At 39.2% G+C, this 23,520-nt stretch carries 27 protein-coding genes, 2 tRNA genes and 1 pseudogene; 10 read left to right on the plus strand and 20 right to left on the minus strand.

What is annotated here, in order from left to right:
* Nucleotides 1–27 precede the first annotated feature (27 nt).
* Together MCUP_RS01085 and MCUP_RS01090 are read left to right on the plus strand one after the other, a co-directional pair.
* Nucleotides 28–1,287 (plus strand): hypothetical protein, encoded by a 1,260-nt coding sequence (locus MCUP_RS01085; RefSeq protein WP_013736822.1) that lies wholly within the window; start codon nucleotides 28–30, stop codon nucleotides 1,285–1,287.
* Between the two features lie 70 nt (nucleotides 1,288–1,357).
* Entirely contained in the window at nucleotides 1,358–2,623 is a 1,266-nt protein-coding gene (locus tag MCUP_RS01090) for a Glu/Leu/Phe/Val family dehydrogenase (RefSeq protein WP_013736823.1), read from the plus strand.
* 16 nt (nucleotides 2,624–2,639) lie between these two features.
* Here MCUP_RS01090 and MCUP_RS01095 read toward each other — a convergent pair whose 3' ends face one another.
* From MCUP_RS01095 to MCUP_RS01120, 6 genes and pseudogenes are all read right to left on the minus strand, one after another.
* Nucleotides 2,640–2,912 carry a TIGR00304 family membrane protein gene (locus MCUP_RS01095; protein WP_013736824.1) on the minus strand — a complete coding sequence of 91 codons (273 nt, stop codon included), beginning with the start codon at nucleotides 2,910–2,912 and terminating at the stop codon, nucleotides 2,640–2,642.
* 6 nt (nucleotides 2,913–2,918) lie between these two features.
* A complete protein-coding gene (locus tag MCUP_RS01100) occupies nucleotides 2,919–4,403 on the minus strand; it encodes an ATP-dependent nuclease (protein WP_013736825.1) in 1,485 nt (494 codons plus the stop codon).
* A gap of 108 nt (nucleotides 4,404–4,511) precedes the next feature.
* Entirely contained in the window at nucleotides 4,512–5,291 is a 780-nt protein-coding gene (locus MCUP_RS01105) for an SDR family oxidoreductase (RefSeq protein ID WP_013736826.1), read from the minus strand.
* On the minus strand, nucleotides 5,275–5,904 hold the full coding sequence (gene udg, locus MCUP_RS01110; protein WP_048057367.1) for a type-4 uracil-DNA glycosylase: 630 nt from the start codon (nucleotides 5,902–5,904) through the stop codon (nucleotides 5,275–5,277). The genes MCUP_RS01105 and udg overlap by 17 nt, the downstream gene beginning before the upstream one ends.
* Nucleotides 5,882–7,383 (minus strand): annotated as a pseudogene (locus MCUP_RS01115) (MFS transporter). The gene udg and the pseudogene MCUP_RS01115 overlap by 23 nt, the downstream one beginning before the upstream one ends.
* A 94-nt stretch (nucleotides 7,384–7,477) precedes the next feature.
* A complete protein-coding gene (locus MCUP_RS01120) occupies nucleotides 7,478–7,999 on the minus strand; it encodes a hypothetical protein (RefSeq protein WP_013736830.1) in 522 nt (173 codons plus the stop codon).
* A gap of 67 nt (nucleotides 8,000–8,066) precedes the next feature.
* Between MCUP_RS01120 and MCUP_RS01125 the strand changes: the two genes are divergently transcribed.
* Nucleotides 8,067–8,378: a hypothetical protein gene (locus MCUP_RS01125; protein ID WP_013736831.1), complete on the plus strand. Its 312-nt coding sequence runs from the start codon at nucleotides 8,067–8,069 to the stop codon at nucleotides 8,376–8,378.
* Here the strand turns inward: MCUP_RS01125 and MCUP_RS01130 are convergent.
* Genes MCUP_RS01130 through MCUP_RS01140 form a run of 3 tightly spaced genes read right to left on the minus strand, consistent with a single transcriptional unit; the run spans nucleotide 8,368 to nucleotide 10,216 of the window.
* Nucleotides 8,368–9,237, minus strand: coding sequence for a sulfite exporter TauE/SafE family protein (locus tag MCUP_RS01130; protein WP_013736832.1), 870 nt, complete (start codon nucleotides 9,235–9,237; stop codon nucleotides 8,368–8,370). The two genes, MCUP_RS01125 and MCUP_RS01130, sit on opposite strands and share 11 nt — an antisense overlap.
* A gap of 14 nt (nucleotides 9,238–9,251) precedes the next feature.
* A complete protein-coding gene (locus tag MCUP_RS01135; protein WP_013736833.1) occupies nucleotides 9,252–9,827 on the minus strand; it encodes a DedA family protein in 576 nt (191 codons plus the stop codon).
* Nucleotides 9,824–10,216, minus strand: a complete 393-nt coding sequence (locus MCUP_RS01140; protein ID WP_013736834.1) for a metal-dependent transcriptional regulator — start codon at nucleotides 10,214–10,216, stop codon at nucleotides 9,824–9,826. The genes MCUP_RS01135 and MCUP_RS01140 overlap by 4 nt, the downstream gene beginning before the upstream one ends.
* A 41-nt stretch (nucleotides 10,217–10,257) precedes the next feature.
* Here MCUP_RS01140 and MCUP_RS01145 point away from each other — a divergent pair, with 41 nt between their 5' ends.
* A complete protein-coding gene (locus MCUP_RS01145) occupies nucleotides 10,258–11,781 on the plus strand; it encodes a cation:proton antiporter domain-containing protein (protein ID WP_013736835.1) in 1,524 nt (507 codons plus the stop codon).
* Nucleotides 11,782–11,836: 55 nt separating this feature from the next.
* Here the strand turns inward: MCUP_RS01145 and MCUP_RS01150 are convergent, their stop codons facing one another.
* Together MCUP_RS01150 and MCUP_RS01155 are read right to left on the minus strand one after the other, a co-directional pair.
* Entirely contained in the window at nucleotides 11,837–12,700 is an 864-nt protein-coding gene (locus MCUP_RS01150) for a dihydrodipicolinate synthase family protein (RefSeq protein WP_013736836.1), read from the minus strand.
* An 88-nt stretch (nucleotides 12,701–12,788) separates the two neighbouring features.
* Nucleotides 12,789–13,403 carry a hypothetical protein gene (locus MCUP_RS01155; protein WP_237698007.1) on the minus strand — a complete coding sequence of 205 codons (615 nt, stop codon included), beginning with the start codon at nucleotides 13,401–13,403 and terminating at the stop codon, nucleotides 12,789–12,791.
* 352 nt (nucleotides 13,404–13,755) lie between these two features.
* Here MCUP_RS01155 and MCUP_RS01160 point away from each other — a divergent pair, with 352 nt between their 5' ends.
* Complete coding sequence (locus MCUP_RS01160) at nucleotides 13,756–14,553, plus strand: ATPase (RefSeq protein ID WP_013736838.1); 798 nt, start codon at nucleotides 13,756–13,758, stop codon at nucleotides 14,551–14,553.
* A 1-nt stretch (nucleotide 14,554) separates the two neighbouring features.
* Here the strand turns inward: MCUP_RS01160 and MCUP_RS01165 are convergent, their stop codons facing one another.
* Together MCUP_RS01165 and MCUP_RS01170 are read right to left on the minus strand one after the other, a co-directional pair.
* On the minus strand, nucleotides 14,555–15,130 hold the full coding sequence (locus MCUP_RS01165) for a helical membrane plugin domain-containing protein (protein ID WP_013736839.1): 576 nt from the start codon (nucleotides 15,128–15,130) through the stop codon (nucleotides 14,555–14,557).
* A gap of 4 nt (nucleotides 15,131–15,134) precedes the next feature.
* A complete protein-coding gene (locus MCUP_RS01170; protein WP_013736840.1) occupies nucleotides 15,135–16,364 on the minus strand; it encodes an NAD(P)/FAD-dependent oxidoreductase in 1,230 nt (409 codons plus the stop codon).
* 146 nt (nucleotides 16,365–16,510) lie between these two features.
* Between MCUP_RS01170 and MCUP_RS01175 the strand changes: the two genes are divergently transcribed.
* Complete coding sequence (locus MCUP_RS01175; protein WP_013736841.1) at nucleotides 16,511–17,098, plus strand: alpha/beta fold hydrolase; 588 nt, start codon at nucleotides 16,511–16,513, stop codon at nucleotides 17,096–17,098.
* A 6-nt stretch (nucleotides 17,099–17,104) separates the two neighbouring features.
* A complete protein-coding gene (locus tag MCUP_RS01180) occupies nucleotides 17,105–17,740 on the plus strand; it encodes a DUF2250 domain-containing protein (RefSeq protein WP_013736842.1) in 636 nt (211 codons plus the stop codon).
* Here the strand turns inward: MCUP_RS01180 and meaB are convergent, their stop codons facing one another.
* Together meaB and MCUP_RS01190 are read right to left on the minus strand one after the other, a co-directional pair.
* Nucleotides 17,741–18,658, minus strand: a complete 918-nt coding sequence (gene meaB, locus MCUP_RS01185; RefSeq protein ID WP_048057683.1) for a methylmalonyl Co-A mutase-associated GTPase MeaB — start codon at nucleotides 18,656–18,658, stop codon at nucleotides 17,741–17,743.
* A 16-nt stretch (nucleotides 18,659–18,674) separates the two neighbouring features.
* Nucleotides 18,675–19,094: a cobalamin B12-binding domain-containing protein gene (locus MCUP_RS01190; protein ID WP_013736844.1), complete on the minus strand. Its 420-nt coding sequence runs from the start codon at nucleotides 19,092–19,094 to the stop codon at nucleotides 18,675–18,677.
* Between the two features lie 249 nt (nucleotides 19,095–19,343).
* Here MCUP_RS01190 and MCUP_RS01195 point away from each other — a divergent pair.
* Nucleotides 19,344–19,439: transfer RNA gene (locus MCUP_RS01195), tRNA-Ser, on the plus strand.
* Between the two features lie 115 nt (nucleotides 19,440–19,554).
* Complete coding sequence (locus MCUP_RS01200; RefSeq protein WP_048057684.1) at nucleotides 19,555–20,316, plus strand: hypothetical protein; 762 nt, start codon at nucleotides 19,555–19,557, stop codon at nucleotides 20,314–20,316.
* Here MCUP_RS01200 and MCUP_RS01205 read toward each other — a convergent pair.
* Together MCUP_RS01205 and MCUP_RS01210 are read right to left on the minus strand one after the other, a co-directional pair.
* A tRNA-Leu gene (locus MCUP_RS01205) sits at nucleotides 20,298–20,382 on the minus strand. The two genes, MCUP_RS01200 and MCUP_RS01205, sit on opposite strands and share 19 nt — an antisense overlap.
* A 35-nt stretch (nucleotides 20,383–20,417) precedes the next feature.
* Entirely contained in the window at nucleotides 20,418–20,687 is a 270-nt protein-coding gene (locus MCUP_RS01210; protein ID WP_012021961.1) for a stationary phase-response protein, read from the minus strand.
* Nucleotides 20,688–20,742: 55 nt separating this feature from the next.
* Between MCUP_RS01210 and MCUP_RS01215 the strand changes: the two genes are divergently transcribed.
* Nucleotides 20,743–21,102, plus strand: coding sequence for an Sjogren's syndrome/scleroderma autoantigen 1 family protein (locus MCUP_RS01215; protein ID WP_013736845.1), 360 nt, complete (start codon nucleotides 20,743–20,745; stop codon nucleotides 21,100–21,102).
* On the opposite strand, the gene tmk is transcribed toward MCUP_RS01215, so the two are convergent.
* From tmk to MCUP_RS01230, 3 genes are all read right to left on the minus strand, one after another.
* On the minus strand, nucleotides 21,032–21,625 hold the full coding sequence (gene tmk, locus MCUP_RS01220) for a dTMP kinase (RefSeq protein WP_048057368.1): 594 nt from the start codon (nucleotides 21,623–21,625) through the stop codon (nucleotides 21,032–21,034). The two genes, MCUP_RS01215 and tmk, sit on opposite strands and share 71 nt — an antisense overlap.
* 356 nt (nucleotides 21,626–21,981) lie before the next feature.
* The gene (locus tag MCUP_RS01225) at nucleotides 21,982–22,965 is read right to left on the minus strand and encodes a Clp1/GlmU family protein (RefSeq protein ID WP_013736846.1); all 984 of its coding nucleotides are present in this window, start codon (nucleotides 22,963–22,965) and stop codon (nucleotides 21,982–21,984) included.
* Nucleotides 22,962–23,510 (minus strand): hypothetical protein, encoded by a 549-nt coding sequence (locus MCUP_RS01230; protein WP_013736847.1) that lies wholly within the window; start codon nucleotides 23,508–23,510, stop codon nucleotides 22,962–22,964. Before MCUP_RS01230 ends, MCUP_RS01225 begins: the two co-directional genes overlap by 4 nt.
* Nucleotides 23,511–23,520: the final 10 nt, after the last annotated feature.

The raw sequence follows: 23,520 nt of genomic DNA on the forward strand, positions 1-23,520 counted from the left end.
ATTAAATCAACGCGTTCTTCTATACTGATGACGCGATTAAGGATCGCAATAGCAATAGTGCTGGCCTTATTCCTATTAGGCCTCTCTGGCTCAACTTTCTATAGCTTACCTTTTTATCCACAAGGAAATCAATATATTCAATACTCGGTTCCGACTGAAATGAAGTATACCCTAAATGTGTATAATGCGACGTCTAACCACAACTCCTCTGCTTTATCCCTTATAGAGAGAGCAATCATAAACTATAACGTCAGATCAATAAACGGCACATGGGTTAACGTTTTGGTTACATCAAACTATACAAAAGTAAATAACATATCATTTATTTCTTCTGGGAATTTTACAATAAATTACGCTTTGTCTCCATTAAACTTGGATTATCCATATCTTTTCCCTGGTTTTCTATCTAACTCCACATCGTACGCAATCAAGTCGAATTCCACAACGTTAATCCTATCATTTGTAAACATGACTAATGTCAGTGGGGTTTCAACATTTATTTATAAGGAATTATCTCCAACCTCTCTGACTCTCGCTATACTGCCTAACGGCGTAGTTAGCTCCTTAAATCAAACTAGTTCTGGGTTAACCTTCAACATGAACCTATTAAGTTATCAAAACTCATCATATCTAAAGTCAATGAACTTTACTAATAGACCAGGGTATCTATACGTAAACTTAACTTTTTCAAGGTTCTCTATGACGTACCAACCTTCTGGATACTTGGAGTACGTCTATCCGTCTTTATTGCCAGGAAACATTCTCCTGATGAGCGTTTATAATATACAGTTCTATCAAGGTGCCAAAGTTGGAGGATATGATATAATAAATTCCCAACCTGTGAATTTCATAATAAATGTCGGTTCACCTAATGAACTGGTAACTAATTTCGTATCGATTAAAAACAATACGGCTTATTGGAACTCCTCAACTTTTCAGTTTGTGGGTAACGTTACTAAGAATATACAGGGTACTACATATAATCTCCAGGAATATAGCAATATCCTTGTTAGAAATAACGTTACTGTCTCTAAGACCATATTGTATGTAGAGAAGAACATGATTGTAGAAGAGGATTATAATCAGACTATTCCTAGCGTATTAAGTTATAAACTGGAACTTATTAACTCCTCATACATCAACCCTGACACTAGTTTTCCTGACCTTACAGGTTACTTTAACTCAACTTTACCATTTAAAGCGATAAATCCGTCTGGATCGTTTACCATAGCAGTGATTGTTACGTTAGTCGTGGTGGCAATTCTTGTAATTTTGCACAGGAGATAATGGGTGTACTTAAGCAATTTAAGCAAATCAGCCGAAAAATTTTTTAATAAAACTTCATGATTAAATATTAATGACGTCGGTAGAAGAAGTTTTAACTTCGAATTTATACACTCAACAGACTAAAAAACTTTATAAAATAGGAGAGATTCTAGGATTACACGAAGACCAGCTGACAGCCCTCTCTACCCCTGAAAGGGTTATACAGGTTAAGATTCAGATCAAAGGAAAGGACGGTCTGATAAAGACGTTCACTGGCTGGAGATCCCAGCACAACAGCGCGTTGGGTCCTTACAAGGGTGGAGTCAGATTTCATCCTAATGTAACTCAAGATGAGGTAATAGCTCTATCAATGATAATGACTTGGAAGAACTCTTTACTTCAACTTCCTTATGGCGGCGGTAAGGCTGGAGTGAGAGTTGACCCTAAAAGTCTAAGTAAAGAGGAGTTAGAGCAGCTCTCTAGGAACTTCATAGACGCTATTTATAAGTACATCGGAAGCAACATAGACGTTCCTGCCCCAGACGTTAACACTGACTCACAGATCATGTCGTGGTTCTTAGACGAATATACTAAGATCTCAGGAAAGATAGATCCTGCTACGTTTACTGGTAAGCCAGTGGATCTTGGAGGGTTAAGCGTCAGAGAGTTCAGTACAGGGTTAGGAGTAGTTCATACCTCTAAACTGGCTGCAGAGAAGTTCTTAGGAGGATTAGAGGGGAGAAGAGTTATAATTCAAGGTTTTGGAAATCTTGGAAGTTACGCGATGAAATTCTTCGAGGAAAATGGAGCTTTAGTTATTGGAGTCAGCGACTCAAAGGGAGGGGTAATTGATCCTAATGGACTCAATTATTCTAAACTTGAGGAGGTTAAGAAAACTACGGGTTCTGTTGTTAACTATCCATCTGGTAAAAAGGTATCGAATGATGAACTAATAATTAGCGAATGTGACATACTAGTCCCTGCGGCCCTAGAGAACGTCATACATAAGTTTAACGCGCCTAAAGTCAAAGCCAAATTGATAGTAGAAGGGGCTAACGGACCTCTAACAGCAGATGCAGATAGTATCCTCAAGGAGAGGCAGATACCAGTTGTCCCTGACATACTCGCCAACTCCGGAGGTGTTGTAGGAAGTTACGTAGAATGGGCAAACAACAGGATGGGAGAAATAATAAACGAAGAGGACGCCAAGAAGCTTATTTTGGCCAGGATGGAGAAGGCTTTCAATGAGGTTTACAATAAATATAACTCCCTAGGTGACCAGGACTTAAGGACTGCGGCAATGGTAGTAGCTGTGGAGAGAGTTATAAGGGCCATGAAGGTCAGAGGTCTCATCTGAGCCATATTTTCGAGCTTTATGCGAACTGAAGCAAGAAAATTGTGACCAAAACCAAGGTTATTACTAATGCGACTATAATCATCCATTTTTCAATTTTCTTAGATGTCCCAAATATTATTGGTACAGGCCCTATGAAGATTACCCCTCCAACTTCTGTCTTTCTTTCCTCCTCTTCAGGTTTCTCCTCCCTCCTCTTCTCCACAGATTTAATCATTGCAAGTATTATATCAAGAAATACAAGTGAGAAGCCTAGAAATATGAATATAAAGGCTAAGTTAACTAAGTTCATAAATTACTATACTACTTGAGCTGTTTTAATTTTATTCACAAGTATCTCCATCTCTTTTGGTATTTCGATCGAATCAATCCTCGAAATTATATCTCCTATTGATGATCTCATTGAATTGTAATCAAGTCCTCTTCTTTTCAGAACGTTAACTAGCCATCTTGAATTTTCCTCTCTGGGGAGATCCTTTATTTCCTTGTCATCTGGATAGATACCTATTCTCTTTAATGCCTCTAGCATTCCACTCTTACTATAGAAAGACTCAACCTCTCTATTTAGAGGAAGACAGGACTCCCTTAATTCTGCATCAATTTTGTCACATAACCCCAAGAACAGCATGTCAAGTTTCAGCATTTCCTTTAATTTTAGCCATGTCTGCAATTCTAACTCGTTTTTCACATTATATATAACTATTCCGTTATACTCAGGGGAAACGTTCAGTTTTCTTAACCAATTCAAAATAATAGTGGGTTCTGCTAACTCACTTGATATTATTATAGTTTTATTAAAGAGTATATCGCTAATGTTTACGTTCAGGATAGAGAACGTGGACCTTATGTTCTCTGTTGGTTTAAAGCCTATTGCTTTTGATGCGAAAGTACCTCTTCTAAGAACGATAAAGTTATCCACTTCTGACGAGACTATGAAAGGCGAGTGCGTGGTCATGAATACCTGGAGAATGTCACTATCTGTCCATGATTTTAACAATTTAACCATCTTATATTGCATAATTGGATGCATGTTAACTTCAGGTTCCTCGATAAGGAGGATCTTATTGCCACTGAGCCATATTACAAATAACATCAATATGATTCTTTGAAAACCGCTCGCTGCTAAGTCTATGTATATGGGTAGATTGTAAACGTTAAGCACTAACTTTCTTGAATCCCATATCTCTATACCCTTAACTTCAGGTAGAGTGCTACTGACTAGATTGGCAAAGTCATACCAGTATTTTCTCAGATTTATGGGAGACCTATTCAGGCTGATAACCTTGTTGAGCACATCATCAAAGTAATTTTGATCAAAGATTGGTACATAATCTACTTGTCCAGATGCGTATTGGAGCATCTTCTTCGCGTTGTCTATGTCATCCTTAGACGGCACGGTACCATTAACTCTCAGGAGATCTAAGTCCCATTCTAGATAACCATTTACGTACCTTAGTTTATTTATCACGTCAACGCTCATCGTCGCGCTTTTCCCCAGGGTTTTCTCAACCTCTTTCTCGTTAAATTGAAGTCTTCCTCCAAGGAGAATAGGCTTGCTTGTATCGTATCCATTCCACATTAGGAGATATTCCTGGTTTTTGTCCTCAATAGATCTCTTTTCTAAGCCTGCTGTCAGATTTTTTATGTAAAGGTATATTGAAGTGAGGAGATTTGTCTTACCATATCCATTGAAACCGACTATTACATTGAAGCCTCCCATTTCTCTAAGCTCCACCGATTCCAGACTTTTGAAATTGCTAGTGTAGAATTCTGTGAGCCTCAATACTATCACTAGAGGATATTACCAATTAAGCTGATATAACCATTAGGCTCATTAGTCACGTTGTTTCTCGATAAATAGAAAAACGTCAGTATTATCAGCCAAATGTCTTTAAAGGGTTCCTCTTATAATTCCACCATCTACGGGAATCAGGGCGCCGGTAACATAGGTCGACAAAGATGAGCTAAGGAATAGTATTACGTTAGCCACTTCTTCGGGTAGTCCTATCCTTCTAAGTGGGACCTCCCTTACGATCTCAGAAATGACTTGCTCCTCAGTTTTACCCTCCCGTTTAGCTCTATCCTTTGCCAATTGATTAACTCTTTCCGTGAGAGTCCATCCTGGCATTACCCCATTTATTAAGATTCCTCTGCTTCCTAGTTCCCTTGATGCAGACTTTATTAATCCCGCTAAAGATAGCCTTATCACATTAGATAAGTCAAGGTTATCAATAGGTTGTTTTAACGTCATGGAGGTTGATAGTATTATTCTCCCTCCAGATTTCATGAGTTTAGCTGATTCTCTTACAACAATTACGGCACTAAGAAGAAGAAGGTTAAAACCTGCTCTCCAATCCGCGTCCGATAGTTCTAAGACGTTTCCTGGCTTTGGGCTACCGGTTACGTAAACCGTAACGTCAAGTCCACCCATCTTTTCATAAGAGCCTTTAACTAGTTCTGAAACTTCGGTCGGTTCATTTAAGTCTGCAATTATTTTATACACCTGGCCTATATCTTTGAGTTTTTCATAAGCCGCATTAAGAGATTCGGCGTTGTGAGATGATATTGTTACTATTGCGCCTTCTTCTAGAAATCTCCTAGCTGTGGCGAAACCTATCCCCTTACTTGATGCGGTCACAAGGACTCTTTTACCTTTAATTCCCAGGTCCATGTTGATCTAGGAAGTAATCCAGAGTTGTGGATTTTGAACTTGTTGATATTAACCTTGATAACAACTGGAAATCTTTTTCCAATTCAGATTTAAGGGATCTATTGTAAAGGGCTGCTGCAGGGTGATAACTGGGGAAGACTCTAACTGTCCCGAAGGAAAGATTTATGTAGAAAGGTTTACCGTGACATTTTGATATCGACTCTTCTTCCACTTTAGCTAAATTCTGAAAGAACCTTGTGGAATGTCTTCCCAAAGTTACAATTATTTTAGGTTTTATTAAATTTATCTGAGCTAATAGATAGGGAGAGCACGTAACTATCTCATCTTCAGAGGGATCTCTATTGTTGGGAGGTCTACATTTAACCAGGTTAGTTATAAAAACTGAATCTCTCTCAATTCGTAAGTACCTCTGTATTAACTCATCGAGGAGTTGACCTGCAGCTCCGACGAATGGCCTCCCAGTTCTGTCTTCCTTTGCACCCGGCGCTTCACCAACAAGGACTATTTCGCTATTTGTATTACCTTCTCCAGGTACGGCATATGTCCTAGTCTTGTGAAGATGGCATTTTTTACAGTTTATTACTTGATTTCTAATGTCCTGCAACGAGCTCATTCTCTCTTCTAATTTCAACCCCAATCTTTATATCCTTAGCCATAAAGGCTATGAAAGTCATAGTTACGGCGAGGAAAGTCGCTAACAGGTAGATTAGACTAAAAGCCTCATCTGAGGGGAGAACTACAGGATAGAAAATAGTGGTACCCCCAACTGGGATCATACTTATTATGCTACTCTCGTATGTTCCCATTATTGCTCCGGCTATTGACGGACCGATAGTTCCACCGATAAGCCTAAAAACTGTGTTTATTGAGGTGGCAGTCCCCATAACTTGCCTCTCAACGGAAAACGTTAACATGTTAACTAGGCTAACGTTGAGCAGTGTAGCACCTAGCATAGCTAAAGTTGCGAAAAAGATTATAGAATCTATCAACTGTGACCCACCTCCGCTAACTAGGAAAGAAAGCAAAAGGTAAACAGGTATCAGAATTGCTGATCCGGCGATCATTACGAGTTTAGGTCCCTTCGAACTTATCAATTTCCCAGCGGCCGGTCCAGCCAATAACTGGATCAAGGCCGTTGGAAGTAGAGCTAAACCGGTAGATTGGATATCAAGGTCAAATCCTATGGGGTTTGGCTCCTCAAAGAGGTAGGTTAAAGTTTGAGACCCCATGAATATGGCGAATCCTGCTATTATTGCAGCCATATTTGCTACTAATACATTTCTCTTTTTCAATAGTTTTATTGATATTAATGGAAAAGGTCTGATACTCTCTACGTAAATAAATAAGCCAAACGATATGACAGAAATGAGCAACGTCCCTAAAGTAAGCATAGAGGTCCATCCCCATGTAGGAGCCTCACTGAATCCTAGGATCATTGTCGCTAGCGAAATTGACAGTACACTAGCTCCTATAAAGTCGATTTTAGTATTAGGATTCCTGAATCTAGACTCCTTTATCTGCGTCGATGTTAATATAGCCATGAGAACTACGAAAGGAATTACAGAGTGATATGTGTATTGCCAACCGAAGTTTTGAGAAATGTATGCACCAATGGGGAGAGCTATGGCTGAGCCAGCACCAAACATGGCGCTTACGATCCCTTGAGCAGTTGGGACCAGTTTCTGAGGAAATTCCTCTCTTATCAAGCTGAAGGCCAACGGGAACATGGCCAAACCTAATCCCTGTACAGCCCTAGCGAATATGAGGAATCCAAAGGTCGGGGCGAACCCTGTTAAAGTTACCCCTATACTGTATATCCAGATGACTATAGTGAGGACCCTTTTTTCCCGAATATGTCACCCAGCTTCCCAGCAATTGGGTTCATGACGGATCCAGTTAGGAGATACACTGTAAGTACCCAGCTGACCTGAGCCGCGTTTACTCCAAAATCATCTTCTATCTTTACAAGAGATGGTATAAGCATACCTTCGGTATACATCACTACGATCGCTAAAGGAGCTAACACCATCAGGGCTTTGTATGCATATTTTAGGTCATAATCTTGATTACCGCGATCTTTAGGGACTTCCATGAGGTGCAGATATAACTTTAACTATTTTTAAAACTTTGTAACGAATTGTCAGAATATCGACCCTAACATCACTGATCTGATTATGTCGGCATCATCATTGTACCCCGCCCGGCTGCGGACTCTCATCTACAGGTTTATCCAATTCGAGCCCTGATAAAGGACGGGGTCTCCTAGATCTTTTGAACATCCTATATATATAAATTATTAACACTACTTGACCCAGGTCTGGTTGAATAGCTGAGGCACCATTATATTTTATTATAAAGATTAGGGGTAATATAGTGATTTGAGGATGCCAAACTAACCAAATTATAAAATAGTTAATATAGTTCAAGAAAACGAACGAAAGCGCAGAGGAATCTATAATAATGTTCTTAAATAACCCTTTAGATCCCCAAAACAGAATCGCAGAAACGACAAAGATAAGAAGATTCACAAACGCTACGAAAGAGAGACCTACTGGTATTCCTAGGTTGTAATAAGCCCCATCATAGGCATAAACTTTAGGTTCGTCCAAAGGTGCAACTCCACCAAGCGGAAGAGTTATCAAGAGCAGTATTATGGCCCCACTGAGAGTGTATAGAAAATATACCTTGTTACTGGGTTCAGATGACATGTTATCCCCTCATTCACCTTTCACAATAGAAGAGGAGTTATTTATCCTCTATCCATATCGTGTTTTAATGTCAATTCCAAAAAGATTTTATCAGCTGCAGGATCTAATATTATTGAGAACTTCTCTAAAGAAAGTTAAGTTACATCTAGACGAAAGAAAAGAAAAATCTGTATACAAATGGATAAATAGTGAGCTAACCGAGTTCCTTAGAAAGTATGAAAAAGTAGGATGTAAAGAACAGGGTGAGGAAATAGGAAGAGGAATCGCGAGTGAAAACTGGGTTGCAATAAGGACTAACGTTGAGCAATGCTTGAAGATCTTAGACCAAGAAATTGAAAAAATTTATAGAGAAATGGCAGATGTGGGAACTAATGTATAATGAGTAGTAGACCTCTATAATTCAAGGCTATTATATATAAAGCAACAATAATAATTATAAATGCGAATATTTTTCTTAATGTACCCCTAGGTAATTTAGTGGCTATTGATGCCCCTGCATATCCTCCAGCTATCCCACCTACAAGATACAACACGCTTATGATTGGCAAAACGTATCCATAGATTGAATAAACTGCCGCTGACGTTATACCAAACGTTCCCACTGCAATGAGAGACGTTCCTACCGCCTTTATCATGCAAATTCCTGTGCTAAATAACAAACCTGGTACTATAAGGAAACCTCCGCCTATTCCGAAAAAGCCAGAAGCAAATCCTACAACAAGTCCAGTTGGAATCACTTTAGCTAGTGAAAGTCTAGCTAGTCCTCCACCGTTTTGATCCTGTTTTAATTTGTCTGCAGATTTCTGTCTTAGCATTAAGAAAGCCACTCCTATCATGAGTATGCCAAAAAAGAAGAGAAGTGATTTACCTGGAGTAATGTGGCTTACATAACTGCCTAAAGATGCACCAACTACGCCTGGTATAGTAAAAATAACACCTTCCAATATCTTTACATTTCCTCTTCTAAAATGGATGTAGCTATTTATATAGGCGTTAAGCCCTACAGCTAAGGCTGTTGTACCTAAAGCCATATGATCCACCACGTCGATATATTGACTGGCCAATGCTGGCGTAGATGAGTATTGTGGTGGAACGCTCGCAAGACCAACGAAATAAAGCAATAACGGAACGGCTAGTATAGAACCTCCTCCTCCTATTAATCCTAAACTAAATCCTACAATTATCCCGGCCACAATCGCAAGTATGTACTCTAGTGGTGAAAGTAGTATTTCAATCATAATCTTTAATCTAGTTAAAACTTTAAAAAGTTTCCTTTGATCAAAATATAGAGAACAATTCCTATTGCAACGATAGCAGAGATAATGTAAAGGTAGTGATCTAAAATATTTATAATACTTTCCCACGTTGAAGAAAAATAAATTCCTATATAAACAAGTACTGAGTCCCAAATCAAATGCCCAAAAAAGGTAGCTAAAATGAAAAGTGGTAGCCTCATCTTACTTAGCCCCGCAGGGAAGGAGATGAGAGCTCTAAAGGCTGGAACGAACCTGAAAAGGAATACAGATTGAATTCCATATCTCTCAAACCATCTAGACAACGATTCTAACTTATCATGAGTTAGCTTGAATATTTTACCATATCTCTCTAGGAAAGGAAGACCTAATTTTAACGCTATGTAATAATCTATAAGCGACCCTACAAGACTACCAAGAGTACCTACTGCTATTCCTGCATAAGGATCCAAAAACCCTTTTGTTGAATAGTAACCTACTAACGGCATCACTATTTCGCTAGGAATCGGAAGTGACATTCCCTCAAGGATCATGAGCACGAAAACTATACTATATGACGGAGGAACGTTTATCATGGAATTCCGTTCCCGTGAGGACATTTATTAGGTTTTCCCAGATATTCATATAACTTCTCGATTATTTCATCCGGCACTTTAAGCTCGAACTCTTTAGAGTAATCGCATGCTGTTTTAGGGTCTATACCCACCTTCACCAAGAGGAGTTCTAAGATTCTATGAGCTCTTATAGCTTTATCAAGACTCCTACGACCCTCATTAGTTATGTATATGTTGTTATCAGATTTGGAAATCAATCCTTTGCTTTCTAAATGCTTGAGTTCCTCAAAAGCGCTAGCTGGGGACACTTCTATCTCTCTCGCTATTTGAGTTAGCTTTCCTGGCTTTCCCGAATCGTTAATCTTCTTTATTGCTATAAGGTATTCTAGTTCTCTTTCACTAACGTCCATTAACCTTATATCGTATGTGTTAGGTAAAAAGTCTTTATACTATGAACGTAGTGACCTCATCACTCCTCTATATCGGTATCATGCTAGTCTCAGCTAAACTCATGGAAGAGGGTTTCTCTAGACTCGGATTAACTCCCTTTGTAGGTGCTATATTGATAGGTCTGATTCTTGGGAGAGGTGTCCTGAACGTTATATCTCTCAATGACGTTATAAGTTTCGTTACTTCCTTGGGGATTATATTTCTTCTATTCCTGGCTGGAGCTGAAGAGTTCGGCGACTCGATGGAGCTAACACCTAGGATTTTAGTATCCTCCTTAATACTCACCATAGTCCCCTTTATAGTTGTATTTTTATTTCTTACACTGATCGGGGTTTCCAACCCATTAACAGTAACCTTTCCATTGATAATGACTAGCGTAGGGCCTATGACGAGGTTATTGATGGATACAGGACTAGTTAGAAGTGACACGGGCAGAAAGCTGTTTTATCAAGGTACTTTAGTAGAAATAATTTCAGTAATCGTATTTGCTATTGTATCCAAACCGGCTTCTCTATATTCTCTCATCAGAGAGGCTCTCGAGATTGTTGTGCTATTTTCAATAATCCTCTTTGTAGGTCCTAAATTATCTAGATTGTTAGAAGAAATTGAAAGTTTTATAAAGGTCAGGGAAGTTGAATTGGCTTTCCTTCTTACAGTTATAATGGTTACCGGCTACGTTTCGGAGATATTCGGTTTCAATTCGGCTATAGCGGCTTTATTTTTAGGCTTCCTCCTTAGGGATTACTTAGGAGATAGACCAGACCTTAAGGAAAAGATGCACGGTTTAACTTACGGATTCTTTGAACCCTTATTTTTCGTTAGTATAGGCCTGTACTTCGCCCCGTTAAATCTATACATTACAACGATTGGGTTACTACTGTTCGTTCTAATACTTTCCACCAAATTCTTGTCCGGTTATCTGACAGGCTTTATCGTGAAAATGGATGGGATAGTAAACGGGTTAGGAGTCTCTTCAAAAGGAGGTGTAGATGCCTCATTACTCATATCAGCGTTCGTATTGGGTGAACTTAGTCAAACAGAATACTCTTACTCGGCATTAAGTATCACGCTAATGTCTCTAACTATACCTCTGATCTTTAAATTAAAGGTGAGAGGAATTGGAGTTGAGGAAAAGAAGAAGCCTAAATTTTATGAAAAACTTGGCTCGTTGTCTACGATAACTCCGTTATACGCAACCATGGATTCCTCCTTAAGGGAAATAATTAATATGATAACTGAAAGAGGTGCGAGAGCAATTGTGGTAGTAGATGAATGTCTCCATCCGATTGGGCTAATAACTGTACAACAGCTCTTAGAGATAGACCCGTCATATTATTCTGTTTACAAGGCTAGGGATCTAGAGCTAAAGGATCTAGTTATTATGGAGGAGAACAGGAGAGTGATAGACGCATTGAGGAAATTTAGGGCAACTGAAACTGCGGTTATAGCAGTTGTTGATAAGAATGGAAAGCTAGTTCAAACCATCTACGAAAGGGAACTTCTTAGAGTCTTGAATTCGTTATGATGTAATTCAGCCGGGAATAATCCTCTCACCGTTCTACCTACATCGATTTCATCATCTACAAACCTAATTCCTTTAGTACGGCATATATTATTCCCTCCTGATTTATATCTTCCTGGAGAGGCTCCCTCACTTTCCCGACATAAATTCCTCTATATCTGAGGGCTATCTTAACACCTGAGGGATAATCTTTATTGGAAATCGCTGACGCTAATTTATTAACCTTTACCTGTTCGTTCATGGCCTGTTGCAAGTTGCCTTTATCGAAATTCTCAAATATCCTTGTAACTAGTTCGGGAGCGAAGTTGGCTACAGCGGTTACAACTCCGTCTCCACCGTACATTAAAGAGGGCAATATCAGCTGTTCAGTACCCATATAAATCTTGAAATTATTCACATTCTGTTTTATATTGACATATTCTAGAAAAGATATTAGATCCCTTGTAGTATATTTCATCCCTTGGATTATTCCCTCTTCAGCCATCTTCAATGTTAGTGCTGAAGATATTGAATATCCAACCATATCTGGAATATTATATACAAAAACAGGTATTCCAAACTTAGATAGCGATTCATAATACTTCAGAAGGCCCAGTTCAGATGGTTTGTGGTAAACGGGAGGTAAGGAGAATATTGAGGAGGCCCCCATGTCTACGTATTCCTTAGCTAATCTGACTGCGTTTTCAGTGGCATCTTCGTTAACACCTATAATTGCCTTATTACCTAAAGCTTCAATGGAAGTTCTAGCTATACGAATTTTTTCTTCCGTATTGAGAATCTTACATTCACCTGTGGTTCCCATTACCCAAAAATGAGTTGCACCTCTTTCTAAGTCAAAAGAATAGAGTGATCTCAAACCTTCTAGATCTAGTTCTCCCCTTTCATTAAATGGCGTAACGTTAGCCACAACGATATGCTTCATGATAATCCCTTTCTCCTTAAGATATTTTAAGTTGATATGCACAGAGCAGAAAGCGTTAAGTTTTCCACAAAAACTCAACATTTAAACGCTAACCTTGAATTACGACCTCTATATATTCTATTTCACAGTGATTCCAGATAGGTATCCAAAGCTCTCCAGGTGGCAAGTCGTTTAGCTTTAACGTAACTACTATGGAGGAATTATTTGGTAGTAATACCTCCTCAAATTCGATCACTCTATAAAATCTGTTATCTCCCGTCATGTGAACGAGACCATTATTGTCTGGGAGTATTGTGAATTTTACAATTCCGTTGGAAGTAGAGTAAATCTTAACTGGATAGACCGAGATGTTGTTCACATTTACGCACTCGTGAACAGGTGCATAAACAATAAATATTGGAGGATTAGAGGAATTATTGATAGATATACTATAATTTATAACTGTATAGGCTGGGAAGTTAACAGAATTGTTTCCGCTTACATTAGAACCGGCTGTTTGATAACTTGTGTTAATTCCGTTAGCCGTTTGAGGGAGAAATACAGGTGAGATCCCCTTTTCGTCGAAATATATCCCAGTCTCTATGTCATCTCTTAAATACCTTTGATGAAAAGGATATATTGGCATGCTGGCTATGATAACTGATATGTAGGCCAAAGTGATCGCAGCAGCAATTCCTGCTATAATGAGAAGTCCTGATCTCACAATGTTTAACAAAGGCTCACGGGTTATATATTTAATCCGAATGATAAAAGACACTAATAAACGAAATCATTATAAATTAAAATTCTATCATTTATATTTATAGTGGCCTATTTAAAATCTATATGATTTTAGTTTATAATAATGGTGACATCGCTCCGTCCGTACATTTAGATTTCCACCATCAGGTAGCTACTGCAAATGTTCACCATTTCAAAATAGTTTGAGGAAAAGAGTAAACGTCTACGATTAGGAAAAGCCTTAGTTTTCACTGCATCTGTAATGTATTCGACGGTTTTTAAACTCTTAACTCGAAAAATAAATATCACTCTCTCTTGCGCTCGAGGGGATTTAATTGAAGATCCTCATCAACGGGGGATTGGCTTATGACTCAGGTAAGACTAGACTCGGATTAACTCTTATATCTGAGCTTAGATCTGTAGGCATAGATCTGTTACCTTTGAAGCCAGTTGCGGGACACAACATATGGTATAGCTTCTCTACTGTTCAGAAAAGCTTAGAAAAAGGTGTGCTATTGGGAAATGACGCTTTAGCTTACCACGAGCTTACCGGTATGGATCCCGAAAAAGTGAACCCTTTTGCGGTCCTTCTCTCCCCTGTGAATTTAGAGGCTATAGGCAAAAACACTTCATTGTATAATTATTTGATGGAGAAAGGCTATCCAATTATATTAAGGATAAGGAAAGATAATTGTAGCGAATACATTATAGAGGAGCATCAGTTAGTACCTGAATCTTTGAAGCCCGCTCTAAACGCTATGAAAGAGAGGTTTAAGCCAAAGATCAATAGTATCGAATCAATCAATGAAATTATAGCGAATTCTGGTTACCTCGTAAAGGAGCATGTAAAGAGGTTTTTGGAAAGTAACTCTAACGTGATTGTAGAGTCTTACAATAACGCCGCTTTCCCCACATTTATAGAAGACTTAGATTTCGTGATAACTGTTTTCCCTTCACTTGCTTACGTCTTTGATGGAGTGGACTACATGAGGTTTATCAGATTCATGTCCAAAGCTCCTTGGTTAATCAAGGCAGAGTTGGCCTTAAGATACATTCGATCTGTACATTTTGCGTTAGAACCAATCACGTCAAAAAATAATGAACTAGTTAATTATCTCATAAGGAAAAGCTAGCCTATTTCGAAATTTTACCTAGTTCTTTGATTATTCCGAACAGGACTCCCATTCCTTTCTGGATCTCTGGATCTTTCAGCATCTTGTACATGTCGAAAAGCGATTTTACCGGTTTGTTTTCTTGGGTTAAAGCGTTTCCTATAGCGTTAACTAGATCGAGAGTAGGACCCCAGTTAGCAATTATCTGTAACGTTTTATCATTGATCAGGGCTCCCATTACTTTTCCCAAGGCGTCTGGATCGTTAAGCATTCCTATGATTGGCTCAAGAATTCCAGAGTTTTTCAACGCTGAGAGGAAGTTTAACGCATAATTTAAACTCTCAGTCGTTTCCTTCTCTAGGAGGATTTGAATCAGAGGCGTTACATTATTAAGTTGTGTAACCCAGCTTAGTGTGTTATCATTTATTATGCTCCCCATTATTTTCCCTATTAGTTCTTGGTCCTGAAGCGCGCCGTTTACAAGGTCTATAAACCCTAGATTGTCTAAAGTTCCTAGTAAGTCAAGGAACTTGTTCACCGTCATTAACTTATCAGGACTCAGGAGTTTGTCTATAGCCTGAATCTCTAAACTTTCCAAGATCTCACCAGCTTCCTAGAAACTTCTCAAGTACCATATCTCCCTTAGTCCACATGAAGTACTTTGTGAATAACTCCTTCTTTAGGTGATTTGCCGCCGCAGGTTGCGCTATTGAGATTTGACCTCCGTACCATGTGTCGTCCTTTACAGAGACCGCATAACCTTCTAAGGGGTTATCCGCAACACAAACTATAGTCGGGTAATACGATTCAACCTTAGTATTTACTCCTAACCTGGAAGCTAAGTGTTGTGCGGCTATCCTACCGGTTTGAACTGCAAGGTATCCTAGTTTAGGCACAGTGAGGGAGTTAGAGTCTCCCACAGCGTAGATGTTATCGTACTTAATCGATTGCATGTTCAGGTCGGTGGGTATGAACCCCCCATCATCTATTAAGTCCTTTGTGGACGCTTTCAAGGCCGGATTCCCAGTATATGGGGGAAGCAATATGCTTAGATCTGATTCTAACTTGTTTCCTTTCTCGTCTACTATCTCTTTCTCTCTCAACTCCTTTAGTCTAAAGTTGTGAACTAATTCTATGCCCAATCCCTTGTATATCTCAGCAACGGCTTTTCTAGATGCGGGAGATAGATCAGATAAATATTCGCCTGGTGAGTAGACCGTTACCTTAACTTTATCCCACATGCCCTTCTTTGTGAAGTAACCGTGTAGCATCAGTGACATCTCAAATACAGGTCCCTCGCATGCTGAGTCAGCCTGTGGAATGAAATTTTTGGGTACCTTGGGGTTCAAGTTTTTACCCTGATAGAAAGGACCGGATCCTATAGTTATATGCCCTCCCTTGAAGTCCTTTAGCTTATCTCTAAGTTTTACAGCAAATTCTGGCTCACATACGCTGTATCCGAATTGGTCCCATCCCTTAATAAGTTCTGTGCCTAGATGAGCTCCTATCCCAACCATGAGGTAGTCGTACTCTTCTTCTCCCATAGTTCCGTCCGGTTTCTTGTAATAAACTAGCCTGGACTCTGCGTCAATTTTTTCAACTTTGCCCTGAGAGAACGAGATCCCCTTTTCTGGCATCGCAGAGGCTAAATCTATTCTCAGCTCCTCGACGTCTCTCACGCCTATGGCTACGTGTGGTAGAGCCGGTCTAAAATATGTAAACCTGTCTTGGTTCATTAGTTTAACTTCTGCTTTACTTCCGAGAAGTCTCTTCGCATTATACGCCGCGGTCAATCCACCAAATCTTCCTCCCAAAACTAAGACCTTTACCATTTTAGGTCAAATGAAAACTTAATCTCGGTATATAAAAAAGTTTAGTTCAAAAAAATCGTATAAAATATACTATTTTATAAAATAAAAATTATATTCTTCGCGAAAAAGTTGTAAAACTTTAAAGCTTTTTAAATCTACATTTCGTTATGTCCGAGCGTTATTTTGAGATCAGAGGAAAGAAGATTCGTTACATTGATAATAACGTAAAAGGGAACAGGAAGCTCATTCTGTTTCACGGTGCTCGATTCAACGCTAACACGTGGCTTACTACAGGCACGTTACAGTATCTAGAAACTGAAGGAATACCTTCTTTAGCTGTGGATTTCCCGGGATATGGAAAATCTGAGACAGGATGGGATGACCTTGCCGAGTTCATAAAGGATTTAATTGCTGAAAGTGAGTTAGAGACTCCGGTCCTATTAGGTCCTTCAATGGGAGGTAACGCAGTGCTAAGGTATGCTTTAAGGTACGATCGAGTCTCAGGGTTAGTATTAGTCGGCGCGGTTGGAGTTAAAGAAGTTGAGAAAGATATTAAAAAGCTTAGCAATACACCAACACTGTTAGTTTGGGGTGCAAAGGACAACGTTTCTTCGATAGAAAACGCTAAAGTAATCCTGAATAACTCAAAAGCGGCCAAGTTGGAGATCATAGGTTCACAGCACGCTTGTTATCTAGACGATCCGGAAAGATTTAATCAAACAGTATCTAGTTTCGTGAAACATTTACTTCAATGATGTAACATGGAATCGGATTTAAGTAAGTTTTTAAGGGAGTTGATTCAGGATAAAAGATATCTCATTATACTGCAACACTTAAGGAAAGCTAATGTTGACTATGGAAAGTCCATAATGCTAAATACCAAGATTCCTATTCAGGAGGTTGTAGAAATACTAGATAAATTAGAATCCATAGGTCTAATTGAGCGGGTTCGAGGTGCGACTCTTAAGAATACAGAAGCTAAGTTTAAGTTAAGTTCGGAAGTACATAAACATCACACTTACTACACTCTGACTAGACTGGGTAATCACTTATTGAGATATCTCACTCAGGAGGACCTTTTACGAGCTTATATAGAGTATTTAAAAGAAGACGATCTCTCATTAAACTTAATCAGGCTAGCTGATGAGTTAAACGCAGATCACGCACTGACCTACGCTAAGTTGACTAAAAGGAAACTAGAGGAAGTAAACGCTAAATTAGAGGAACTAGAAAGGATGGGCTTGCTTGAAGAGAAAAACGCTAAGATAATAAAGTTTGGAGACAGGAAATCAAAGCCAAAGAAGGAAACAAGGACCCATCACAAATATTATGGTCTCTCCAGGATAGGTGATCTTCTTGTGAGAGAGTTAAAAAGGGAAGGGATCTTGCCCAAGTAGTTAGAGTTGTTGTTTAACTAAGTCGTATAAGTTTGCAATTAACTCATCAGTTTTACCTTTAGAGATCATCTCGTCCATAACGTTTTGATTTTTCTCAACCACTTTAGATATTATATTGTTAAACCTTTTCCTTAGTAGTAACTCGATCATCTTGATTCTTCTCTTTCTAACTTTCTCATAGAATAAGTTCCGTGTTCTTAGGAACTCAGCATGTTCTTCGAAAATGTCGACGAGCTCTTGAATTCCCGTCTTTTTGAGTGCACTTACCTTAATTATTCTAGGTTTCCACTCGTCTCTATAATAGACCTCTCCACTTTCAACTGCAAACTTTACAGCATCATAGACCGCTTCTGCTTCAGGTTTATCTGCTTTATTTATAACATAAACATCTCCAATTTCCATAATCCCAGCTTTAAACGCCTGAATCTCATCTCCAGCTCCTGGGATAACAAGAACAGCTAAGGTGTGGCTGGCAGACATGACGTCGGTGTCCGTTTGGCCTGCCCCCACAGTTTCAAGGATAATCCTATCGTAACCTAGCCCATCTAAAGCCTCGGTTAACATAATAGCCTCTGAGGTAAAACCTCCTAAATGGCCTCTGGAAGCTATGCTCCTTATGAAAACGTTATTCATAAGGCTCTTCTCTTGCATTCTTATCCTGTTTCCCATAAACGAGCCCATGGAGATTGGGCTTGAGGGGTCTATCATAATCACTCCCACTTTGTGGCCGGCCTTTACGTAATTTTCAATTAATGCAGAAATTAGAGTACTTTTGCCTGCGCCAGGTATTCCAGTTATTCCAATAGTGTGGGCCTTTCCGGAAAACTTAGAGAGGACACTCAAATATTCCAATCCATTTTTAGTGTCATACTCAATGTTCGTTAGAACCTTCGAGATCGCTATCTCGTCCCCTCCCATAGCTCTGTCTAGTATATCATCGCTCAACTCTTATACCTCTTTTAGCTATAGCTAAATTTGTTACCTTATTGGCAATCTCCTTTAAACTAGTTCCTGGTAAGAAGACCTCGTCAACTCCCATGGATTTAAGCCTGTCAATGTCCTCTGGAGGTATGACTCCTCCTACTATTAGACCCACATCGTTCAATCCAACTTTTCTCATGGCTTCAACAATCTTGGGTATCAACTCCAAATGTGCACCGCTCAGTATACTTATCCCAATGACGTCAGCGTCCTCTTGGATTGCAGTTCTAACTATTTGCTCCGGAGTCTGTCTAAGTCCAGTATATACGACTTCCATTCCGGCATCCTTTAAGGCCCTAGCAACAACTTTAGCCCCTCTATCATGCCCGTCCAATCCTAATTTGGCCACAACTACCTTAATTCGTTTCTCCATCTATATCATCTTAGTTTCATGGTTTAAATAGTTTAAACTTTTCTCTGATTTGTTTAAAATGACTGATCTTGGGAATTTTGCTAGGAAATGGGATCTTACGGCATGGATGAGACTCAAGCTTAGGTTGTTTACTACTCTAGTCTAGCCATGACGTTATACATGTTTTAAGATTCTAAGGTCTTTAGTCTGAGAAATCTACGATGCATCACTCATGAAAGTTTTTTTAATTAGCTCCCTTCTTTATATCATGCCGGGATCGCCTAGCCTGGTTAGGGCGGCGGCCTGCTAAAAAGGCGGGCAGCCGTTGGGGGAAACCCCGCGCGGGTTCAAATCCCGCTCCCGGCGTTTTATCCATCATAAAGTTGAAAATAATGGAGTTCATCGAAGCGAGACTAAGTGAGCTAGAATTACTAAAACATATTAAACTTTGGAAAAGACCTCTTATAACAGGTGTAATAACATTCCTTTAGAAAGAGAAGTTCTATTGAAGAGAGCACTTCATATAGTTAACTCAGGCGAGAAGGAGAACGTGACAATAAGGCTTATAGGTGGAGCGGCTATAGCTGCGATAGCCCAAGAGGGCACAAAGTTATTCCCTAGAACGTATAAGGACTTTGATTACTTCGGCTTATCATCACAGAGGAAGCAGATAACTGAGTTTCTACAAAGGGAGGGACTGGAGCCAGATAAGCGGTTCAACGCTCTTCATGGATATAACAGACTTCTTTTCTATGATGTGGAACTGAACGTTAACGTTGACGTCTTCTTAGACGAGTTTGTTATGTGCCATAAGCTATATCTCAAGGATAGGTTGAAAACCTACTTTCCTACGATCCCTCCATCAGATCTTCTCTTGACAAAGATGCAGATTATAAATCTAACAGAAAATGACAAGAAGGACATAGCAGCTCTACTTTATGACTTTAAGGTCTCAGATCGAGATTATGATCACGAACTTAACGCAAAATATATCGCAGAACTACTTTCTGATGATTGGGGGTTTTATAAGACATTTACAATAAACTACGAGAGAATGCTAGAATTTTTAAATAATATAAAGGAAGATCATAAAAAACGTATTTTAGATAACCTAAACGTTATAATGAAAGCAATAGAGGATCGTCCTAAATCGTTAAGATGGAAATTAAGGGCTAAAGTAGGAGAAAAAGTAAAATGGTACGAGGAGCCAGAGGAGGTTAAGTCTGCGGGGGGCGGGATTTGAACCCGCGCAGGACTACTCCAGTAGGGCCTAAGCCTACCCCCTTTGGCCTAGCTCGGGCACCCCCGCATATATCAGAAGTTATAGAACTTCCTTATAAAAAACTAGTCTCTTATCGTTTCAAGAATTGAGACAACGTTCCAGATTGATATTCTGGTCTGAGAGGGCATATTGGGATCCTGACTTATCTCATCAAGGATAGCAGTAGCGTTAGCAGCTCTAACTGCAGGGCTCAATGAGGGGTCTTGGAGATTTCTAATTGCATCACTCGCCGCCCTCCTTATGTTCCTAGGAACGCTTGTATCGTTAACTACCTTCTGAAGAAGGACTATAGCTTGTTTTATCTTGGCTTCGTTATCATAAAGGGTTGCCAACATTTTCACCCATTATACTTTTTATGCTACCAAATTTAGGTTTATGCTGACATTAATGTCTTCAGAGAAGAGCGTAAAGAAAGCGGCTGAGCTACTAAGACAAGGCGCCACAATGCTTAGTGAGTCCTGTCCAGAATGCAGTAGTCCTTTGTACAAATTGAGATCTGGAGAAATAGTATGTCCTATACACGGTAAGGTTATTATAGCTAAAGATGACCAAGAGGAGAGGAAATTAAGAAGAGAGATAATGTTAGAGTACACTGAGCAAGTTTTGGTGGACTCTCTCAATAACGTCATTGAAAAACTGAGGAGTGATCCAATGAACTCTGAGGTTTTGGTCCAAATCATAAGGTACTTAGACTCGCTCGAGAGGTTGAAGAGGATAACAGATCATAAACATATTGAAGAGAAATAGATTGTAGCTTCTCCTCCGGGAGACTGGCGTCAAGTACTTTGAAGTTGTACTTCGAGGCTAAAGCAAGGTAATTTTGTCTCACCTTTTCTAGCGACTCCCTCTTCTCTTTGAAGTCAAGCGACTCCTTCTTTTTCTTTAATCTTTCAAGGGCAATGTAAGCCGGGATATCAAGTAATATTGTTAGGTCTGGCTTCGGAAAGATAGAGCTTAACGTTTCTAGCCAATTCCAGTCGACGCTAACTCCCTGATATGCTAGGGTAGAAAAGTAGTACCTGTCGCATATTATTATTTCAGTATCTTGTGCTTCCATCCACCTAACGTGAATTTGCCTGTCGGCAGAGAAAAGGAGAGCGAGTAGAACTTGATCGTTCCATTTATATTTCTCTAGTAGCTGTTTTATATCATCGGTAAAAGGCTCCTGAGTGAGAGTTACCTTATGTCCTTTCGATAGTGTTGAAAACATATTTCTGGCTAAGGTGGATTTTCCTGATCCATCTATACCCTCAATGACAATTAATTTCATGTTATGTTTAATCTTTAGTTAGTGCAGTTAAAAGCTCTAAGAGACGTTAAAACTAAGAAGTGCCGTTAACTTCAGTTTTAATGGAGAAAGGTTTAAATATTGATTAATTTTATTTATAAATATTAAAAGTTTTAATGTAGATCAAAGTCTACTCTATATGGGAGTACGACGTTAAGACCTAAGGGAACAAGGACAATTGAACGTCCTAGCGGAACGCGGAACTTAGGATGTACGAATCAACGTTCCTGAGAAACTTGATGATTTCTCCAATTTAACTTATAGAGGACAAGGGTTATAAGGCTCAAGAACTGGGTATGGACTCTATGCACCATACCTAGTTCGGAGACAAATAAATACTAAAGGATTCTCCTTTCTCTCCACTCTCTATCTAGAGATATCAGTCCTAGATAAAAATCATCAAATTCGTTTACTGGAGTTAATATTTCCAAGCTTTCAGCCAGATGGAGAAGGCCTGCCCCAACGACTCTGTTTTCCTTAATTAGGCCCAAAATTAGCCCTTCTAATGAGTCGAAGTTTAAGCACAGGGATCTAATTCCCTTTACCCTTTCACCAAAAGTAGGTGCTTCTCTTACCTTTGCTTCTTTAAAATATCGTAAATAAAGGTTTCGTCTTATAATATGTCTATCTGATTTCTTTTTTTGATTTACTGAAGGGGATGAGAGATAAATTACCCTATCTATATATTCTCTCGGAATTAATTTGTTATTCCTATTGAAGACTATGATATAATCCGGGTCTAAATACTCAATCAACCTCCTCTTATGTACTAATCCATAATTGTTTATCCAGCCATCCGTATCTATTACGACGTTTTTCTCGCTTTCCGTCAATTTAGTTGCCAGGATGATATGCCTCTTAGGATCACGTGATGGCGTAATGTCTCCGAAAAATTCCAATCTAGTAAACATTAGCGGGTTTTCAAAAAACAACTCTTTTCCTCTTATGGATGAAACGAAGGAGGGCAGAAACAGTGAAGATTGACCTACGTCTAGGTCTACGTAAAGGAAATTATCTGTCATGTTATAAATTAATTTAGAGAGATAGCTTTTCCCAGAATCTTGGGCTCCAATTACAATCACTCTCCCTCCTGTCATTGCAACAATCTCACCTATGTTCTCCCATCCTAAGGCAGGTAAGTTAGTTACATAAGAACAATCGCTCTCTATCTCAGCTCCTCGCGCGCTAAAAATGGAAAAGGTTGTTTCTGAAGCGATAACATAAGTTTTCTTAGCTATACCTAAGATTTGGGCTTCTCCTTGGGTTACATTAAGGTTGCACGGTCCTCTTAGAACAACGTATCTACCAGGTTCCACTTTCATAATGTTGACCTTAAAGCTATCGCGTATGCTGCCCTCATATCTTTATCCTTTATTGAGATGTATGGGCTCTTGGAGTTAGTCCTGTTTTCATCAACTCCTTTAGCGTAAGGGAAGAACCTCTTTAAATAGTTATATACTTTCTTCCCTTCTTGATTTCCAATCCCAATTCCAATATAAATCCTTCTATGAGGATAAGTACTAATTATCGACTCCAATAGTTCATGTGCCTTTTCTATATCAGTTTCCCGGGTTTCAACAAGTTGTCCATCAGCTAATGCAGCTACAGCAAGCCTGCCCTGATTGGTGTCTACACCAATTAACAGCTCATCAAAGGCCTCCTTACCCAACCATTTTAAATAAATTGACGCCAATATCTTTGAGACATCTCTGTCACTAGATATATTCAACTTTTCATATTCGGGGTCTGAGATCGTCAAAGAATCTGAGGTGTCAGAAATCTGAACACCTAATCTTTTGAGACGTGTGTAGAGTTCTGCGTAAAGTTTAGGATCGCTGATCCTAAGGAGAACCTTTTTATTTCTCACATGATAAATC

Source organism: Metallosphaera cuprina Ar-4, from assembly GCF_000204925.1.
GTDB lineage: Archaea > Thermoproteota > Thermoprotei_A > Sulfolobales > Sulfolobaceae > Metallosphaera > Metallosphaera cuprina.

What these genes read in the sequence shown, in the direction of transcription:
- MCUP_RS01225 (WP_013736846.1), bottom strand. Translation starts at nt 22,965, where the DNA reads ATGAAAGTGGAACCTGGTAGATACGTTGTTCTAAGAGGACCGTGCAAC.
- MCUP_RS01175 (WP_013736841.1), top strand. Translation starts at nt 16,511, where the DNA reads ATGTCCGAGCGTTATTTTGAGATCAGAGGAAAGAAGATTCGTTACATT.
- MCUP_RS01145 (WP_013736835.1), top strand. Translation starts at nt 10,258, where the DNA reads ATGAACGTAGTGACCTCATCACTCCTCTATATCGGTATCATGCTAGTC.
- MCUP_RS01170 (WP_013736840.1), bottom strand. Translation starts at nt 16,364, where the DNA reads ATGGTAAAGGTCTTAGTTTTGGGAGGAAGATTTGGTGGATTGACCGCG.
- MCUP_RS01090 (WP_013736823.1), top strand. Translation starts at nt 1,358, where the DNA reads ATGACGTCGGTAGAAGAAGTTTTAACTTCGAATTTATACACTCAACAG.
- MCUP_RS01140 (WP_013736834.1), bottom strand. Translation starts at nt 10,216, where the DNA reads ATGGACGTTAGTGAAAGAGAACTAGAATACCTTATAGCAATAAAGAAG.
- udg (WP_048057367.1), bottom strand. Translation starts at nt 5,904, where the DNA reads ATGAGCTCGTTGCAGGACATTAGAAATCAAGTAATAAACTGTAAAAAA.
- MCUP_RS01150 (WP_013736836.1), bottom strand. Translation starts at nt 12,700, where the DNA reads ATGAAGCATATCGTTGTGGCTAACGTTACGCCATTTAATGAAAGGGGA.
- MCUP_RS01095 (WP_013736824.1), bottom strand. Translation starts at nt 2,912, where the DNA reads ATGAACTTAGTTAACTTAGCCTTTATATTCATATTTCTAGGCTTCTCA.
- MCUP_RS01180 (WP_013736842.1), top strand. Translation starts at nt 17,105, where the DNA reads ATGGAATCGGATTTAAGTAAGTTTTTAAGGGAGTTGATTCAGGATAAA.
- MCUP_RS01120 (WP_013736830.1), bottom strand. Translation starts at nt 7,999, where the DNA reads ATGTCATCTGAACCCAGTAACAAGGTATATTTTCTATACACTCTCAGT.
- meaB (WP_048057683.1), bottom strand. Translation starts at nt 18,658, where the DNA reads ATGGGAGGGGACGAGATAGCGATCTCGAAGGTTCTAACGAACATTGAG.
- tmk (WP_048057368.1), bottom strand. Translation starts at nt 21,625, where the DNA reads ATGAAATTAATTGTCATTGAGGGTATAGATGGATCAGGAAAATCCACC.
- MCUP_RS01215 (WP_013736845.1), top strand. Translation starts at nt 20,743, where the DNA reads ATGTCTTCAGAGAAGAGCGTAAAGAAAGCGGCTGAGCTACTAAGACAA.
- MCUP_RS01085 (WP_013736822.1), top strand. Translation starts at nt 28, where the DNA reads ATGACGCGATTAAGGATCGCAATAGCAATAGTGCTGGCCTTATTCCTA.
- MCUP_RS01125 (WP_013736831.1), top strand. Translation starts at nt 8,067, where the DNA reads ATGTCAATTCCAAAAAGATTTTATCAGCTGCAGGATCTAATATTATTG.
- MCUP_RS01190 (WP_013736844.1), bottom strand. Translation starts at nt 19,094, where the DNA reads ATGGAGAAACGAATTAAGGTAGTTGTGGCCAAATTAGGATTGGACGGG.
- MCUP_RS01135 (WP_013736833.1), bottom strand. Translation starts at nt 9,827, where the DNA reads ATGATAAACGTTCCTCCGTCATATAGTATAGTTTTCGTGCTCATGATC.
- MCUP_RS01130 (WP_013736832.1), bottom strand. Translation starts at nt 9,237, where the DNA reads ATGATTGAAATACTACTTTCACCACTAGAGTACATACTTGCGATTGTG.
- MCUP_RS01105 (WP_013736826.1), bottom strand. Translation starts at nt 5,291, where the DNA reads ATGGACCTGGGAATTAAAGGTAAAAGAGTCCTTGTGACCGCATCAAGT.